We start from the raw sequence: 17608 nt of genomic DNA, 5'->3' as shown, positions 1-17608 counted from the left end.
CAATTAAATTTTGTCACTAATATAGTTGCCATGGTCATCGATAATGGTCAGATACCAGTTATTCGCATTATTACTTTTGACATTAATACTCTGACTTTCCAAGGGGGCAATCATAATAGTTTCATAATTGACTTTGACATTATTAGCTTTGACATCCGAAATCGTTACCCAATTTGCTGAGTCATTTTTTATCACCAATCCATTGCCACTGCGATTTACCAGTAACTTTTTAAATGTCGCTTTATTTACCGGTGCAATACCCGCAGGCCGGTAAAACAATTTGATTCTGTTTTGCATTGCAAATTTCAGTGCATTCTTGCCCTCTTGCTCTGGACTATTTGGTGGAATATCCAGAACATTCAGATAAAAAATGCTCTCTTTATTAGTGGGCAGTTTATTCGACATAATTTTGATTTTTACTTGCTGCCCGGAATTTGCCCCTATTTTTGCCACTGGTGGCGTTAACATGAAAGGAACCTGAATTTTTTCTGGTGGTAACGACGTATCGCCATCATCAATCCACGCCTGCAGCAGCGAAGAACGGTTTCCCTGGTTCATCAACTGCACCATCACTTCTTTATTTTCTGCCGGGTAAATAATGCGCGTCCCGTAGATAACAATTCCGGCATGCGCAGGAAGGACCATAGAAGAAATAAGTAAAGCTAATAATCCTTTCATCTTAATGCCTCTTAAATTAAAAGGCCGCCATGGGGATAGCGGCCATGTTTATTACCTGGAGAAATTTGAAATTTTATTTATTAATCCTGCGCCACACGCATAACCAGAGAAGATAACACATCACCTGATTGCACTGAGTTATCTGTCAGCTTCAGGTATTTTGCTTTAAACGGAATAGCATATTGACCTTCCGCTGTTTTATAACTCTCAATGTTAAAAGGTGCAGAAACATCCAGGACATCGCTGTTATCACCTAAATAGAGATAGTACCCCACGGTATCGTTGCTACTGGCTATCGCCTTATCGTTTCCGGTTATTTTATCGTTGGTAATCAACGAGAGTTTTACACCAGCAACTTCTTTCGGACAGCTAATTTTTAACATGCTGCTGGTTACACCGACTGCATCATCATAGGTCGAGTATTTAGCTTTACCTTCAAAGACAGTGGTTGGTACAGTTGGCATATTAATACTTACTGAATCGCCACCCGCTTCGAATTTACACGGAGATTCTGCAATATTCCCTTTAATGGTTAATGTTCCGGTATCAACGTCTGCGGCAAATACCCCAGCGCTCATAAAAAAAGAAGAAAAGACAGCGGCAGCAATAATTGAACGTTTCATAATATGTTCCTTAATAAAATTTATTTTTTGGTTGTTAAGAGTCTGTATCTCTTGGAAACAAATTTCTCACACCAAAAAAGTTGCCGCAATGTAAACATATTGTTTTATTGATTTAAAACAAATTAACCGTTGCAATATAAATACAACAAATACTTAAGCATATTAAATATTTATCACATCTATTAATTAATGCAGATTTTTTTAAATGGTATTATTAATATCAATAAAAAAGCTGAAATCATTCACACGAATGATTTCAGCTTTCTAAATCCGCTTAAAAAACTAGGGTGGCAAATTAATCGTAGCGATTTAACACGATTCGACGTTTGCTATCGCTACCTGCAACAACCACTTCTGTCGTCACACCTTTGACTGGCGAAGAAACCTGATGACGGGTGTCAACATCATACGTTAACTGACCACAATGCTGTTGAGGTTGACCATTAACCATAGCCATACTGCATGTTGGGGGACTGATCCTGCCATTAATCGTTAATGTGGCAGTCTGTGAAGAGAACGCGGGAGAAGCCATTCCATAGGCAAGAAAAATAATTCCTGACAGCCAGTACTTATTCATTGAACGTTATCCCTGTAGTAAAGGTTATGCCTGGATAGAATGAGTGCATAACAAACTATAGCTGTAGATCCACTACACAGCCACGAAGGATGATAATGATGCATTGCCTGTACGATCAATCGACTTTATAGAGTTTCGGACGAAGGTCCGCAGAATATTCGCAGCATTAAATAAGTGTTCATTAATGCGGCAAAAACAAATACACCGCATCAATGTAACATCTCTGCGGTGTATGAAAAACAACCAAAAAGGTTAATACGCGTCAGACCGCGCGGAAGGAAATCTCGCCAGGAATGACTTCTCCCTGCCAATAAAGCTGGGCTGCAACGCGGTCAGCCAGCTGGCGGTAGATAGCGGTAAATTCGCTCTCCGGACGGCTGATAACTGTTGGCGTGCCTTTATCGAGATCTTCACGTAAGGAGATGTGTAACGGCATCTGCCCCAGCAACTGTGTGTGATATTTCTCAGCCAGTTTCTCTGCACCACCGGTACCGAAAATCGGCTCATGGTGACCGCAGTTACTGCAAATATGCACACTCATGTTCTCGACAATACCAAGCACCGGAACTTCGACCTTCTCGAACATCACAATGCCTTTTTTCGCATCGATCAGCGCGATATCCTGCGGCGTGGTGACCACTACCGCCCCGGTCACCGGAATGTTCTGTGCCAGTGTCAACTGAATATCACCGGTGCCTGGCGGCATATCAAGCACCAGATAGTCGAGATCCGGCCACAAGGTTTCCTGCAACATCTGCATTAACGCCTTGCTCGCCATCGGACCACGCCACACCATCGCATTGTCGTCAGTGACCAGATAACCAATTGAATTGGTTGCCAGTCCATGAGACATAATCGGTGCCATATGGGTACCGTCCGGCGAAGTTGGACGCTGATTTTCTGCGCCCAGCATGGTGGGTATTGATGGGCCGTAGATATCGGCGTCCAGAATGCCGACTTTCGCCCCTTCCGCCGCCAGTGCCAGCGCCAGATTTACCGCCGTGGAGGATTTACCCACGCCGCCTTTACCGGAGCTGACCGCAATGATGTTCTTCACGCCGTTAATTCCCGGCTGATTCTTCACGCGTTTTAAGGTGGCGATATTGTGCGACAGTTTCCAGTCGATAGCTTTCGCCCCGGTGATGCGCAGCAGTTCGGCGCTACATTGCTCTTTTAACTCTTCGAACGCGCTATGCCAGACGAATGGCATAACCAGTTCCACATGCAACGTGTCGTCCATCCAGGCGACATGGTGCAACGCTTTCAGCGTGGTGAGGTTATGCTTCAGGGTTGGGTGCTGAAAATTGGCCAGTGTCCCGGCGACCATTGCGCGCAGGGCTTCTGGTGATTTGGCCTGGGATTGTTCGTTCATCCCGACTCCTTATTTATAAAGATAACTTATCGCTATTAGTTTACCTGAAGTTAACAGCTAAGTACTTACCTAATAATGCATCATAAGATGCTTGCACAGGACTTACGTAACCATGCCCCATTTGGTACTATCTAAGCCCTTTTCACTACAAAGAAGTAATGCCTACTATGACTCAAGTCGCGAAGAAAATTCTGGTGACGTGCGCACTGCCGTACGCTAACGGCTCAATCCACCTCGGCCATATGCTGGAGCACATCCAGGCTGATGTCTGGGTCCGTTACCAGCGAATGCGCGGCCACGAGGTCAACTTCATCTGCGCCGACGATGCCCACGGTACACCAATCATGCTGAAAGCTCAGCAGCTTGGTATCACTCCGGAGCAGATGATTGGCGAAATGAGTCAGGAGCATCAGACTGATTTCGCAGGCTTTAACATCAGCTATGACAACTATCACTCGACGCACAGCGAAGAGAACCGCCAGTTGTCAGAACTTATCTACTCTCGCCTGAAAGAAAACGGTTTTATTAAAAACCGCACCATCTCTCAGCTGTACGATCCGGAAAAAGGCATGTTCCTGCCGGACCGTTTTGTAAAAGGCACCTGCCCGAAATGTAAATCCCCGGATCAATACGGCGATAACTGCGAAGTCTGCGGCGCGACCTACAGCCCGACTGAACTGATCGAGCCGAAATCGGTGGTTTCTGGCGCTACCCCGGTAATGCGTGATTCTGAACACTTCTTCTTTGATCTGCCTTCTTTCAGCGAAATGTTGCAGGCATGGACCCGCAGCGGCGCGTTGCAGGAGCAGGTGGCAAACAAAATGCAGGAGTGGTTTGAGTCCGGTCTGCAACAGTGGGATATCTCCCGCGATGCACCGTACTTCGGTTTTGAAATTCCGAACGCGCCGGGCAAATATTTCTACGTCTGGCTGGACGCGCCGATTGGCTACATGGGTTCCTTCAAGAATCTGTGCGACAAGCGCGGCGACAGCGTAAGCTTCGATGAATACTGGAAGAAAGACTCCACCGCCGAACTGTACCACTTCATCGGTAAAGATATCGTTTACTTCCACAGCCTGTTCTGGCCTGCCATGTTGGAAGGTAGCAACTTCCGCAAGCCGACCAACCTGTTTGTTCACGGCTATGTAACGGTGAACGGCGCGAAGATGTCCAAGTCTCGCGGCACCTTTATTAAAGCCAGCACCTGGCTGAATCATTTTGACGCTGACAGCCTGCGTTACTACTACACTGCGAAACTCTCTTCGCGCATTGATGATATCGATCTCAACCTCGAGGATTTCGTCCAGCGCGTGAATGCCGATATCGTTAATAAGGTTGTAAACCTGGCATCCCGTAACGCGGGCTTTATCAACAAGCGTTTTGACGGCGTGTTGGCAAGCGAACTGGCTGACCCGCAGTTGTACAAAACCTTCACGGATGCCGCTGAAGTGATTGGTGAAGCATGGGAAAGCCGCGAATTTGGTAAAGCAGTGCGCGAAATTATGGCGCTGGCTGATCTGGCTAACCGCTATGTCGATGAACAGGCTCCGTGGGTGGTGGCGAAACAGGAAGGCCGCGATGCCGACCTGCAGGCAATTTGCTCGATGGGCATAAACCTGTTCCGCGTGCTGATGACTTACCTGAAGCCGGTACTGCCGAAACTGACCGAGCGTGCAGAAGCATTCCTCAATACGGAACTGACCTGGCATGGTATCCAGCAACCGCTGCTGGGCCACAAAGTGAATCCGTTCAAGGCGCTGTATAACCGTATTGACATGAAGCAGGTTGAAGCACTGGTGGAAGCGTCTAAAGAAGAAGTGAAAGCCACTGCCGCCCCCGTCACTGGCCCGCTGGCAGATGATCCGATTCAGGAAACCATCACCTTTGACGACTTCGCTAAAGTTGACCTGCGCGTGGCGCTGATTGAAAACGCAGAGTTTGTTGAAGGTTCTGACAAACTGCTGCGCCTGACGCTGGATCTCGGCGGTGAAAAACGCAATGTCTTCTCCGGCATTCGTTCTGCCTACCCGGATCCGCAGGCACTGATTGGTCGTCACACCATTATGGTGGCTAACCTGGCACCACGTAAAATGCGCTTCGGTATCTCTGAAGGCATGGTGATGGCTGCTGGTCCTGGCGGGAAAGATATTTTCCTGCTAAGCCCGGATGCCGGTGCTAAACCGGGCCATCAGGTGAAATAATCCCCCTTCAAGGCGCTGCATCGACAGCGCCTTTTCTTTATGAATTCCTAAAGTTGTTTTCTTGTTTGTTCAACGCTCTTAATTTTTTTCATTAACTGCTAGCATCCGCTTATAACTGGATATAAATACAGGGAACGCGGATGAAGAGTTATATCTACCAGGACGAAAAATCGCATAAATTCTGGGCGGTGGGGCAGCAAGGTAACGAGTTGCATATCAGTTGGGGAAAAGTTGGCACCCAAGGGCAAAGCCAGATAAAAAGCTTTGCGGATGCTGCGGCGGCGGAAAAAGCGGAACTGAAGCTTATCGCTGAGAAAACGAAAAAAGGCTATGTGGAAGACGCTTCGGCAAACGTGCATATCCCCCCCGTCACCAAAGTCACTCCTGACGTTGAAACTTCACCCGAGAGTAAAAACAAACGCCCATGGCTGGCTGATGATGCAGTCATTCCGCTAACCGACGATATTAACCGATTTGCTTTTCCACATCGCTCTCGCCCCAGAGATATCAATTATCTGCACAAAGATGGTCAAATATGGAAGCGCATCGCGAATAACACCAGGGCATATGACCCCGACAATAATTACCGCTCTTATCCAGAAAACTGGCAGCAGGCTTTTGCTGAGTTACAAATGCGAGTTCAGGGTAATCAACCGACAGGGAGTGCGCAATCTGATGCAGCATTGCTCTGGGGCTTTTGGAACTCTTACTCTCAAGATGAACTGGTCGATGATTTAGTCATTCGCTGTGGTCTGGAAAGTGCCGTTGAAATCGCCCTTCTCGCTCTTCAACTCAAATATAAACCAGTAAAAGGCGCAGTAACCACCATCATTCCACCTAATCACGAAGCAGAATCGCTACCGAGTTGGCATCAACGTCTATGTCATCATCTTTCACTCGCTTCAGAAGATGAGTGGCAACGCTGTGTGGATAAAGTGCTTACTGCTATTCCGACGCTATCCCCAGCACGGCAACCTTTTGCCGCGTTACTGCTCCCTGAACGCCCGGATATTGCCAATGCTATGGCGCTACATTATGCAGACCAAAACGTTCCGGCGATAACCTGGTTAAGACTGGTAGTAACCGATGATATAGCTCTGACTACAGCAGAAAAATACGACTTCCCACCGTTGTATCGTGATTTTCGCGCTTATCTGGCAATGTTGCTGGCAAATAATGGGGGGCGCGGTGTAAGCCGGATACTTACTGAGTTTGTGGAAGAGCATTCTGACAATCCCACTTATCTCTTCGAGCGCATCAGCGAGACTGAAGATCTTGTCAAATGGCTATGGAAAACGAATCACCCGGATGCGATTCAAATTCTGATCCTCGGTGTAAATGGCAAGAAAAAGCACCTGGAATACTTAAGCAAAGCCTGCCAAAAACATCCCGCTGCGGCTATTGCCGCTTATGCTACTTTGCTGGCAATACATGAAGATGCACAGTGGCGCAACGCGCTTGTCAAACTGATTACCGTCACGCCAGAGTTAGTCACTGACGTCATTCCCTGGGTTAATGCTAAAGCGGCAGGCATCTTATCTGAATGTCGTCCTCAGTCAGTAGCTAAAGAATGTGAGTATGCCACTGCGGATATGTTGCCGCAGCTATTTGTCGCTCCACCGTGGATAATAAATAAGAAGAAAAATGTAATACCCGTATTTGATTTACCTGTGCTTCCCATTCCTGCCGTCACGGATATCACACCAGGAATTACAGAGTTAATCAGTCACACTGACATATCCAGATTCAGTGAAATCGCGAAATATCAGGCATCACAGCAAACCTTATTTACCGACCTACCACTAATTGAAAAAGAAAGCTGGGAGACATCTTTCATTCCTTTTACACCAGAACAACAAATCCTTTGGCAATTAGGTTTTAATGAATGGCTGCATTGCGAAGATGACTTACATGAAAAAAAATACATACCGCAAAGCGCTGTTGATGCCTTGTTGCGCTTTGATTTTCCAGCACTAAAAGCTGAGTTTGCGAAATATCACAACAATGCCAACAAAAGCTGGAATTTATCTGCGCTTTGTTACTTACCGGGACAACAGGCGATTTCATTTCTCAACCAAATAATCATTGAGGAGCGATATTCAGGTGAGAAAGAGATTCTGGCAGTTTTTGGTAGTACGGCCATTCCTGCGTTTATGACCTGCTTGCAACGAGATCATCAACGACTGTGGATATTCACCCTCTTTATTGGGGCCAGTGAACTAGCCTTACCAATGGCGCAGCGGTTACAGAAAAAAATGGCTTACAAGGATGCCGTTAATTGGCTGGCAAATAACCCGCGCCATGCCGCCGCCGGGCTACTGCCTTTGGCACTGGGCAAACCGTGCCAAAATCGGGAATATGCCCGCCAGGCGCTCCGCCTGCTAGTGAAATTAAACCAGCGAGAAACGATTGAGAAAATCGCGCAAGGATATAATCAACCTGATGTTTTAGCTGCGCTGGCAACATTATTTGATAGCGATCCTCTGGAAGAATATCCCGCAAAAATCGCCCCACTGCCCGGCTTTTATCAGTTCACCTTATGGCGCAGACCACGGCTTAAAAGTAACAACCTGCCTCTACCAGATGACGCTATGCGCCACCTGGGCACTATGCTGAGCTTTCCTCGCGACATTACCGCCTACGCTGGGCTGGAGATCATCAAAGAAACCTTCACTCGCGAATCACTGGCTGACTTTGGCTGGGATCTGTATACCGCCTGGACAGAAGCTGGCGCACCCGCAAAAGAAAACTGGGCATTTACTTCGCTGGGGATTTTAGGCAATGACGACACCGCGCGTAAATTAACCCCGCTTATCAGTGCCTGGCCTGGGGAATCACAGCATAAACGGGCGGTGTCCGGGTTGGATGTATTAGCTGATATTGGCAGCGATGTTGCGCTAATGCTGCTTAATGGCATTGCGAAAAAGATTAAATTCGTTGTATTACAGGAACATGCCCGCGAGAAAATCAACATAGTTGCTGAAAACCGTGGGCTGACTATGGCCGAACTGGAAGACCGCCTGGCTCCAGATTTAGGGCTTGATATCAACGGCTCGCTGATACTTAATTTCGGCCCACGTCAATTCACCGTTGGTTTTGACGAAACCTTAAAACCTGTAGTGCGCGATGCAAACGGCAAAGTCCTGAAAGATTTACCCAAACCAAATCAGAGCGATGATAAAACACTGGCAACTGACGCCGTTAACCTCTTCAAACAATTGAAGAAAGATGTGCGCGCCATTGCCAGTCAGCAGATTGATCGTCTGGAGCAGGCTATGTGCCAGCGCAGACGCTGGACGGCAGAACAGTTCCGCCTGTTTCTGGTGGAGCATCCGCTGGTACGTCACTTAACCCGACGGCTGTTATGGGGAGTATATACTGAAGAAAACACGCTGATTGCCTGCTTCCGGGTCGCAGAAGACAGCACTTACAGCGATGCGCAGGATGAGTTATTCACGCTGCCAGCAGGAAACATCGGTATACCGCATGTGCTGGAAATCCCCCCTGAATCTGCCGCTGCATTCAGGCAAATTTACGCTGATTACGAACTGCTTCCCCCCTTCCAACAGCTCGATCGTGGTAGTTATCGTCTTGCTGATAATGAACGGAATACCCACGACCTGACACGCTGGCAAGGACAGCTCTGTCAGGCCGGACGTATTGTCGGGCTAGAGCGCCGAGGCTGGCAACGTCTGGAAGAAAGCGGCAGCGTCTATGCGATGCGCAAATCTACCCCTTATGGCGATCTCGAACTTGAAACAGAACATTTTTCATTAATTTATGGTGAAACAGGTTATGGCGACCTGTTACCTGTTGAAAGCGTAAAAATCACCTCGCCAGATGATCGCTACGGTAAACAACCTTTACTTACTTTTTCCATGCTCGACGACATCACCGCCAGCGAGTTGATTAACGATGTTGAATCACTTTTTGATTAAAAGGACTTTGCAATGAAAACCTATATTTATCAGGACGAAAAATCACATAAATTCTGGGCAGTGGAGCAACAGGGAAACGAGCTGCATATTAGTTGGGGCAAAGTTGGTACCAACGGGCAAAGCCAGGTAAAAAGCTTTGCTGATGCTGCGGCGGCGGAAAAAGCGGAACTGAGGCTGATTGCGGAGAAGATGAAGAAGGGGTATGTGGAGCAAGCGAAGGATAATTCTTTGCAACCTTCCCAAACGGTAACGGATTCTCTCAAGGTAGCGGCCTTATCCACCATTATTCAGGAACAACCCTTTTGCGTAGCAGAAGCCCGTGTGGCTGACAAAAATACAGATGATGTTTTACCGTGGCTGGCGAAAGATATTGCTGTCGTTTTTCCGCCCGAAGTTGTACACACCACGTTAAGCCATCGCCGCTTTCCCGGAGTTCCTGTTCAGCAAGCAGACAACTTGACCCAGTTACGTCGCTTAGCCTGTAGCGTGTCGCAACGGGATAATAAAACAGCCACATTTGACTTCAGCGCCTGTTCTTTAGTATGGCAAAACACCGTCGCCCAGGCGATCAGTCAGATCGACTGCCTGAAAACAACACAGTTACCATCACCAGTAATGGCTGTACTCACGGCACTTGAAATGAAATGCACAAGATATAAAGTGCGTGAGGATGTTATGGATCAGATCATTCAGGAAGGCGGTCTGGAATATGCTACTGATGTAATAATACACCTTCAACAGATTGATATTGAATGGAATTATGCGAATAATATCATTATTATTCTGCCGTCTGGCATTGCACCTGATAACTTGCAGCAATATTCCAGTTTTGAATTACGCCTACGGAAACATTTATCACTGGCGGAAGAGTCTCTCTGGCAAAAATGTGCACAAAAACTCATTGCCGCAATTCCACATATTCCAGAATGGCGGCAACCATTAATTGCTTTGTTATTACCCGAAAAACCAGAAATTGCACATGAAATTGCCCAGCGTCTACTGGGGAAAAAAAAATTACCCTCGCTTGAGTGGCTAAAAATAGTGGCGACTGATGAGCACATTCTTGCCTCATTAGAAAAATATCACGAGCCATATGCCATTTTTGATGATTACTATTGTGGTGCGATATGGTCAGCCACCGTATTACAGGAGCAAGGTGTTGCAGCCCTGCCCCGATTTGCTCCCTATGCCGCAAGTGACTACTGCGCCGATGTGTTGCGTCATATCAATCATCCGTTCGCATTAACACTGCTTATACGTGTAGCCGGGCATACTAAACGCTGTCACGATCGAATGACGAAAGCCTGCGCTGCGTTCCCACACGCAGCACTGGCAGCACTGGCGGAACTTCTAGTGCAAAAAGAAGAGAATAGTTGGCGCATTATGCTAATGACGATGCTTATCTCGCAACCAGCACTGGCAGAACAGGTCATTCCCTGGCTTTCGACACCCGCAGCTGCAGTGCTGAAATCATGCCAGCAACAACTGACACAGCCCTCAAACCATGCCAGCACCGATCTACTGCCGGCCATAGTAGTCTCCCCACCATGGCTTTCGAAAAAGAAAAAATCGTCGATTCCGGTGCTTGATTTAGCACCATTAGGCATTGAGCCAATCAGTTATCTGACAGAAGAAATCAGTAATCAACTTTTGGCGAAATATATCTGGTATTCAAAACACATCACGGTTAGTCATGAAGAAAGTACTGCCAATCTGTTGGCAAGGATGGGTTTTCAACGACGGATCGCTGGTACATATATTAAAGCTCCCGAAGCGGTAGTTGAGGCATGGCTAAATGAAGATTATTCAACCTTAATAAGTGAATTTAAGGTGTTTCATTCACCTACCGGGCATTATTGGCATTTGGGGATTTTGACAACATTGCCGCTGGAGAAAGCAATAAGAGCATGGAATGCCCTTACTGTATCTCCGCATACCGATACCGAATACGCCATGTTACATTTTGGACTCAAAGGATTACCTGGGTTAGTAAACTCACTTGCACGCTATCCACAGGAAGCCTTGCCCATAACGAATTACTTCGCAGCGAGTGAGCTGGCTCCTGCCGTCGCCCGCGCCTTTAACAAACTCAAAACTCTACGACAAGACGCCCGCACCTGGCTGCTGAAATATCCGGAACATGCCATTATCGGCCTGTTGCCTGCGGCACTCGGCAAAGCTGGTGAAGCCCAGGATAACGCCCGCGCCGCCTTACGTATGTTGATTGAAAGTGGTTATCCGTCATTACTGCAAGAAATCGCCCAGCGTTATAACCAGCCGGAAGTAACCGATGCGGTGAACGCTCTACTTGCGCTCGATCCCTTAGATAATCACCCGACTAAAATCCCGACACTTCCGGCCTTTTATCAGCCATCGCTCTGGACACGCCCGGTATTAAAAGCAAACGCCCAATCACTGCCAGATAGCGCCCTCTTCCACCTCGGTGAAATGCTCCGCTTCCCTCAGGAAGATACGCTGTATGCGGGGTTATTACAGGTGAAAGACGCCTGTACTGCCGACTCACTGGCTGAGTTTGCCTGGGATCTGTTTACCGCCTGGGAGACCGCTGGCGCGCCGTCGAAAGAGAGCTGGGCGTTCACTGCATTAGGTGTTCTTGGCAACGATGACACCGCCCGCAAACTGACGCCATTAATCCGCGCCTGGCCTGGTGAATCCCAGCATAAACGCGCCACCGTCGGGCTGGATATTCTCGCTGCTATCGGTAGTGATATCGCCCTGATGCAGCTTAACGGCATCGCCCAGAAACTGAAATTCAAAGCATTACAGGAGCGGGCAAAAGAAAAAATTGCCGACATTGCCGAAAGCCGCGAACTCACAGTGGCAGAACTTGAAGATCGCTTAGCGCCCGATCTCGGTCTGGATGATAACGGTTCGCTGCTGCTGGATTTCGGGCCACGGCAGTTCACCGTCAGCTTTGATGAAACCTTAAAACCGTTTGTGCGTGATGCTTCCGGCAGCCGCCTGAAAGACTTGCCTAAACCGAACAAAAGCGATGATGAAACCCAAGCGAACGATGCAGTTAACCGCTACAAACTGCTGAAAAAAGATGCGCGTACCGTTGCCGCCCAGCAGGTGGCAAGGCTGGAATCCGCCATGTGCCTGCGCCGCCGCTGGTCGCCAGAAAACTTTCAGCTCTTTCTGGTTGAGAATCCGCTGGTCTGCCACTTAACCCGCCGTCTGATTTGGGGCATTTATAGCGCAGACAACCAGTTACTGGCGTGCTTCCGTGTGGCGGAAGATAACAGCTACAGCACCGCTGACGATGATCTTTTCACCCTGCCGGAAGGCGATATCTCTATAGGTATTCCTCACGTTCTGGAAATATCACCGACGGATGCCGCCGCCTTTGGTCAGCTTTTTGCCGACTACGAGCTGTTACCGCCGTTCCGCCAGCTCGACCGCAACAGTTATGCCCTGACTGAAGTCGAACGAAACACCAGCGAACTAACCCGCTGGGCAGGCAGAAAATGCCCGAGCGGTCGGGTTATGGGGCTGTCGAATAAAGGCTGGGTGCGTGGTGAACCGCAGGACGGTGGCTGGATCGGCTGGATGATCAAACCTCTGGGCCGCTGGTCATTAATCATGGAAATCGATGAAGGATTTGCAGTTGGTATGTCGCCAGCCGAACTCAGTGCCGAGCAACTCTTAAGCAAGCTGTGGCTATGGGAAGGCAAAGCAGAAAGCTATGGCTGGGGGATTAATTCAACACAGGAAGCGCTGTTCTCCGCACTCGATGACATCACCGCTAGCGAGTTAATTAACGACATCGAAGCCCTGTTTGAATAAGGAATGAGCATGGACAAGGAATTACCGTGGCTGGCGGATAACGCCCAACTGGAACTGAAATATAAAAAAGGCAAAACACCACTCAGCCATCGCAATTGGCCGGGCGAACCGGTGCCTGTTATCACTGAAAGCCTCATCCAGACACTGGGTGATAAATTGCTACACATTGCTGAGAAGAAAAAAAACATCGTCTGGCGTTATGAAAATTTTTCACTGGAGTGGCAGTCGGCCATTACGCAAGCCATCAACTTGATCGGCGAGCACAAACCCTCAATTCCGGCCCGGACAATGGCGGCGCTAGCCTGTATCGCGCAAAATGATAGCCAACAGTTGCTCGACGAAATCGTCCAACAAGAGGGACTGGAATATGCGACTGAAGTGGTGATTGCACGCCAGTTTATTGTACGGTGTTATGAGAGTGATCCTCTGGTAGTAACATTGCAGTATCAGAACGAGGACGATGGTTATGGTTATCGCTCAGAAACCTATAACGAATTCGATCTCCGACTGCGTAAGCATCTCTCTCTGGCAGAGGAAAGCTGCTGGCAGCGTTGCGCCGACAAACTCATTGCCGCACTGCCAGGAATACCCAAAGTTCGCCGTCCTTTTATTGCACTCATCCTCCCGGAGAAACCAGAAATCGCCAATGAGTTGGTAGGCCTTGAATGCCCGCGGACTCATTTTCATTCTAAGGAGTGGTTAAAAGTTGTTGCTAATGACCCCAGAGCGGTGAAAAAACTCGAACGCTACTGGAGCCAGGATATATTTAGCGATCGGGAAGCCAGCTACATGTCGCATGAAAACCACTTCGGCTACGCGGCCTGCGCTGCCCTTTTGCGCGAACAAGGACTGGCAGCCATTCCACGCCTGGCAATGTATGCCCATAAAGAAGATTGCGGTAGCCTGCTGGTACAAATTAACCATCCGCAAATTATTCGCATCTTGCTGTTAGTTGCCGATAAAAACAAACCCAGCCTGCAGCGTGTGGCTAAATACAGTAAAAACTTTCCCCATGCGACGCTCGCCGCACTGGCAGAACTACTGGCGTTAAAAGCCCCCCCTACGCGCCCTGGTTATCCTATCATCGAAGACAAAAAGCTGCCTGCACAGCAAAAAGCACGTGATGAATACTGGCGTACGCTGTTACAAACGCTGATGGCATCGCAGCCACAACTGGCAGAAGAGGTGATCCCGTGGTTAAGTACTCAAGCCCGGGCAGTGGTGAATAGTTATTTATCGGCATCGCCAAAACCGGTTATTGATAGCACCGATAACAGCAGTCTGCCTGAAATCCTCGTTTCACCACCATGGCGTGGCAGGAAAAAGACTTCCATAACTCACTTTTCGCTACCTGAACTTACGCTTGTACCGCAAGCGTATAGGTCGCCGAATAAACACTGGACGCCGGAACAGCAAACTGCAATTGACCATTTTAGCGCCATGTCTTTTGACGAACGTCTCGTAAGCAGAGGGGCAGATACCTTCTTGCGGGAATTAGGTTTTGAAGATCACAGGTGGAAGTTTAATGAGTTTATTCTCACAGGACAGTTGGATGCTCTGGATACCGATCAACTAGAGACACATACTTCATTAGGAAGATTGCTCAATTATCAGGCAAAACAGACTGAAAATAAACACTACCGGGAAGAGGCCGCCAGCGCATTACTGGCACAAGATAGCGTTGCGTTGATGGAGGGGTGGCGAACTTTCCAACGCAAATTTAATTACACTGATGAAAAGCGTTGGGGAGTGTGGAATCTGTACCTTATCGCGCAGATGCCGCGCGAAATGGCGGTATCGTGCTGGCAACAAATTGTTGCGGCTGATTTTCATTACACCGGGGTAGAATATCTGTTAAGTGTCCTGGGTACCGATGCTTTGCCCGGATTAATCACCGCCTTTGCCCGACATCCCAAAGAGATATTTCCGCTGCTGATTCATTTTGGCGCAACAGAACTGGCGCTGCCCGTTGCCCGCGTCTGGCATCGTTTTGCGGGCCAGCGTAATCTGGCTCGCCAGTGGATTTTACAATGGCCGGAGCATACGGCTACGGCGCTGATCCCATTAATCTTTGCCAGGTCTGGCGATAACAGCGAAGCGGCACTCAGCGCTCTGCGTTTACTGTATGAACAAGGGCATGGCGAATTACTGCAAACCGTGGCAAACCGCTGGCAGCGTACAGATGTATGGCCTGCCCTGGATCAATTACTTAAACAGAGTCCAATAGAGATTTACCCAACACGCATTCCAAAAGCTCCTGATTTCTGGCATCCGACAATGTGGTCCAGACCGAGACTTATCACGAATAATCAACCTGTTACTGATGACGCTCTGGAAATTATTGGCGAAATGCTGCGCTTTACCCAGGGCGGACGTTTTTATTGCGGGCTGGAACAACTGAAAACGTTCTGCCAGCCACAAACGCTGGCCGCTTTTGCCTGGGATCTCTTCACCGCCTGGCAACAGGCTGGCGCCCCCGCAAAAGACAACTGGGCTTTTTTGGCGTTAAGTCTCTTTGGTGACGAAAGCACGGCTCGGGATCTGACGACAAAGATCCTCGCCTGGCCACAGGAAGGCAAATCTGCCCGTGCCGTCAGTGGCCTGAACATACTTACCCTGATGAATAATGATATGGCGCTGATACAGCTGCATCATATATCGCAACGGGCGAAATCCCGTCCCTTACGTGATAACGCGGCGGAATTTCTTCAGGTGGTCGCAGAAAATCGTGGACTAAGCCAGGAAGAGTTAGCGGACAGATTAGTCCCAACACTGGGCCTGGATGATCCGCAGGCGTTGATATTTGATTTTGGACCCCGGCAGTTTACCGTTCGCTTCGATGAAAACCTCAACCCGGTTATCTTTGATCAGCAAAACGTTCGCCAGAAAAGTGTTCCCCGGTTGCGCGCCGATGACGATCAACTGAAAGCGCCCGAGGCACTGGCCCGACTAAAAGGGCTAAAAAAAGATGCCACTCAGGTGAGCAAAAACCTGCTCCCGCGTCTTGAAACTGCCCTACGCACCACCCGACGCTGGTCGCTGGCAGATTTTCATTCTCTGTTTGTTAATCATCCCTTTACTCGCCTGGTTACTCAGCGATTAATATGGGCGGTTTATCCGGCAAATGAACCGCGTCGTTTACTCAACGCCTTTCGTGTGGCCGCTGAGGGGGAGTTCTGCAACGCACAAGATGAGCCAATTGACCTGCCTGCGGATGCTCTGATTGGCATTGCCCACCCGTTAGAAATGACAGCAGAAATGCGCAGTGAATTTGCACAGGTTTTTGCCGATTACGAAATTATGCCGCCTTTTCGCCAGTTGATGCGGCGCACAGTGCTGCTCACACCTGACGAGTCAGCCAGTAACAGCCTGACTCGCTGGGAAGGTAAATCCGCAACCGTTGGGCAACTTATGGGAATGCGATACAAAGGCTGGGAGTCAGGTTTTGAGGACGCATTTGTCTATGACCTGGGCGAGTACCGGCTGGTCCTTAAGTTTTCACCCGGTTTTAACCACTACAGTGCTGATAACAAAGCGCTAATGAGCTTCCGTTCTCTTCGAGTGTACCGTGACAATAAATCTGTCACTTTTGCCGAACTCGATACGTTTGATTTGAGTGAAGCGTTAAGCGCACCTGACGTCATTTTCCATTAATACACAGCGGGGAGTAATGCGACTGCCCGTTATTAACACGACTTACCACCGGGAAAAGCGATGATCGTGCAAAAAGAGCTGGTCGCTATTTATGATTATGAAGTCCCTGTACCTGAAGATCCGTTTTCCTTCAGACTTGAGATCCATAAATGCTCTGAATTAGTTACAGGTTCCGTCTATCGACAGGAACGATTCCGGCTACGTCCAACATTTCATCAACGTGATAGAGAAGATGCCGACCCGCTAATAAATGATGCGTTGATTTATATAAGAGATGAATTTATTGATGAGCGAAAATTACGAGGTGAATCACCTAAAACTGTAATAGCAATTTTTAATCGTGAACTACAGAACATATTCAACCAAGAAATAGAATAATATACTCTAAATAATTCAAGTTGCAGGAAGGCGATAAGCGAGTGAATCCCCAGAAGCTTACTAAAGTAAGTGACTGGAGTGAACGACAAATCCGCATGGAGCGGATTTGAACGCTACTTGTAGCGGCCCCGTAAGGGGTGAGGTCCATGGATGGGCCGAATAACCCGCAGCCGCAGCATATGCAACTTGAAGTATGGCGAGTATAGCTTTATTAAAGGGGGAAACGGTATTCCCCCTTAGATGCGTTTCAATTTGCCAGCTACTTCAACAAATCAATCAACCGTAACAGAGCCACTAATAACTCCAGTACGGCAATGAGCACAGTTAACTTTTGTGTCAGCGTGTCCATCCGCTCTCCTTATTAAGGAGCGCAACACCAG

At 48.3% G+C, this 17608-nt stretch carries 9 protein-coding genes; 5 read left to right on the top strand and 4 right to left on the bottom strand.

The genetic code is table 11. From position 1 onward, the window contains the following. Positions 1-3: 3 nt before the first annotated feature. The 4 genes from AACU19_RS11765 to apbC form a co-directional block, all read right to left on the bottom strand. A complete protein-coding gene (locus AACU19_RS11765; RefSeq protein ID WP_000677343.1) occupies positions 4-678 on the bottom strand; it encodes a fimbria/pilus periplasmic chaperone in 675 nt (224 codons plus the stop codon). 80 nt (positions 679-758) lie between these two features. Next, positions 759-1301, bottom strand: coding sequence for a fimbrial protein (locus AACU19_RS11760; RefSeq protein ID WP_000830468.1), 543 nt, complete (start codon positions 1299-1301; stop codon positions 759-761). A gap of 295 nt (positions 1302-1596) precedes the next feature. After that, complete coding sequence (locus AACU19_RS11755; RefSeq protein WP_001046488.1) at positions 1597-1878, bottom strand: YehE family protein; 282 nt, start codon at positions 1876-1878, stop codon at positions 1597-1599. A 262-nt stretch (positions 1879-2140) separates the two neighbouring features. Continuing rightward, positions 2141-3250: an iron-sulfur cluster carrier protein ApbC gene (apbC, locus tag AACU19_RS11750; RefSeq protein WP_001005448.1), complete on the bottom strand. Its 1110-nt coding sequence runs from the start codon at positions 3248-3250 to the stop codon at positions 2141-2143. Between the two features lie 167 nt (positions 3251-3417). Here apbC and metG point away from each other — a divergent pair, with 167 nt between their 5' ends. The 5 genes from metG to yehK all read left to right on the top strand — a co-directional run bounded on the left by metG (position 3418) and on the right by yehK (position 17228). Then, positions 3418-5451 (top strand): methionine--tRNA ligase, encoded by a 2034-nt coding sequence (gene metG / locus AACU19_RS11745; protein WP_010359719.1) that lies wholly within the window; start codon positions 3418-3420, stop codon positions 5449-5451. A gap of 140 nt (positions 5452-5591) precedes the next feature. Then, positions 5592-9389 (top strand): DUF4132 domain-containing protein, encoded by a 3798-nt coding sequence (locus tag AACU19_RS11740; RefSeq protein WP_074500745.1) that lies wholly within the window; start codon positions 5592-5594, stop codon positions 9387-9389. Between the two features lie 12 nt (positions 9390-9401). Then, on the top strand, positions 9402-13196 hold the full coding sequence (locus AACU19_RS11735; RefSeq protein WP_000860757.1) for a DUF4132 domain-containing protein: 3795 nt from the start codon (positions 9402-9404) through the stop codon (positions 13194-13196). 9 nt (positions 13197-13205) lie between these two features. Beyond that, positions 13206-16850 carry a DUF4132 domain-containing protein gene (locus AACU19_RS11730; RefSeq protein ID WP_105278899.1) on the top strand — a complete coding sequence of 1215 codons (3645 nt, stop codon included), beginning with the start codon at positions 13206-13208 and terminating at the stop codon, positions 16848-16850. A 60-nt stretch (positions 16851-16910) separates the two neighbouring features. Beyond that, positions 16911-17228, top strand: coding sequence for a protein YehK (yehK, locus tag AACU19_RS11725; RefSeq protein WP_039021906.1), 318 nt, complete (start codon positions 16911-16913; stop codon positions 17226-17228). Positions 17229-17608 lie beyond the last annotated feature (380 nt).

The sequence above is a fragment of the Escherichia sp. MOD1-EC4550 genome (genome assembly GCF_963876935.1).
GTDB lineage: Bacteria > Pseudomonadota > Gammaproteobacteria > Enterobacterales > Enterobacteriaceae > Escherichia > Escherichia coli_F.
Note: the sequence above shows the minus strand (reverse complement) of the source record. Positions and strands in the feature narration are given on the sequence as shown.

Bases quoted from the DNA above. Each gene is read 5' to 3' on its own strand.
- AACU19_RS11760 (WP_000830468.1), bottom strand. From the start codon at position 1,301: ATGAAACGTTCAATTATTGCTGCCGCTGTCTTTTCTTCTTTTTTTATG.
- AACU19_RS11730 (WP_105278899.1), top strand. From the start codon at position 13,206: ATGGACAAGGAATTACCGTGGCTGGCGGATAACGCCCAACTGGAACTG.
- apbC (WP_001005448.1), bottom strand. From the start codon at position 3,250: ATGAACGAACAATCCCAGGCCAAATCACCAGAAGCCCTGCGCGCAATG.
- AACU19_RS11755 (WP_001046488.1), bottom strand. From the start codon at position 1,878: ATGAATAAGTACTGGCTGTCAGGAATTATTTTTCTTGCCTATGGAATG.
- metG (WP_010359719.1), top strand. From the start codon at position 3,418: ATGACTCAAGTCGCGAAGAAAATTCTGGTGACGTGCGCACTGCCGTAC.
- AACU19_RS11735 (WP_000860757.1), top strand. From the start codon at position 9,402: ATGAAAACCTATATTTATCAGGACGAAAAATCACATAAATTCTGGGCA.
- AACU19_RS11740 (WP_074500745.1), top strand. From the start codon at position 5,592: ATGAAGAGTTATATCTACCAGGACGAAAAATCGCATAAATTCTGGGCG.
- AACU19_RS11765 (WP_000677343.1), bottom strand. From the start codon at position 678: ATGAAAGGATTATTAGCTTTACTTATTTCTTCTATGGTCCTTCCTGCG.
- yehK (WP_039021906.1), top strand. From the start codon at position 16,911: ATGATCGTGCAAAAAGAGCTGGTCGCTATTTATGATTATGAAGTCCCT.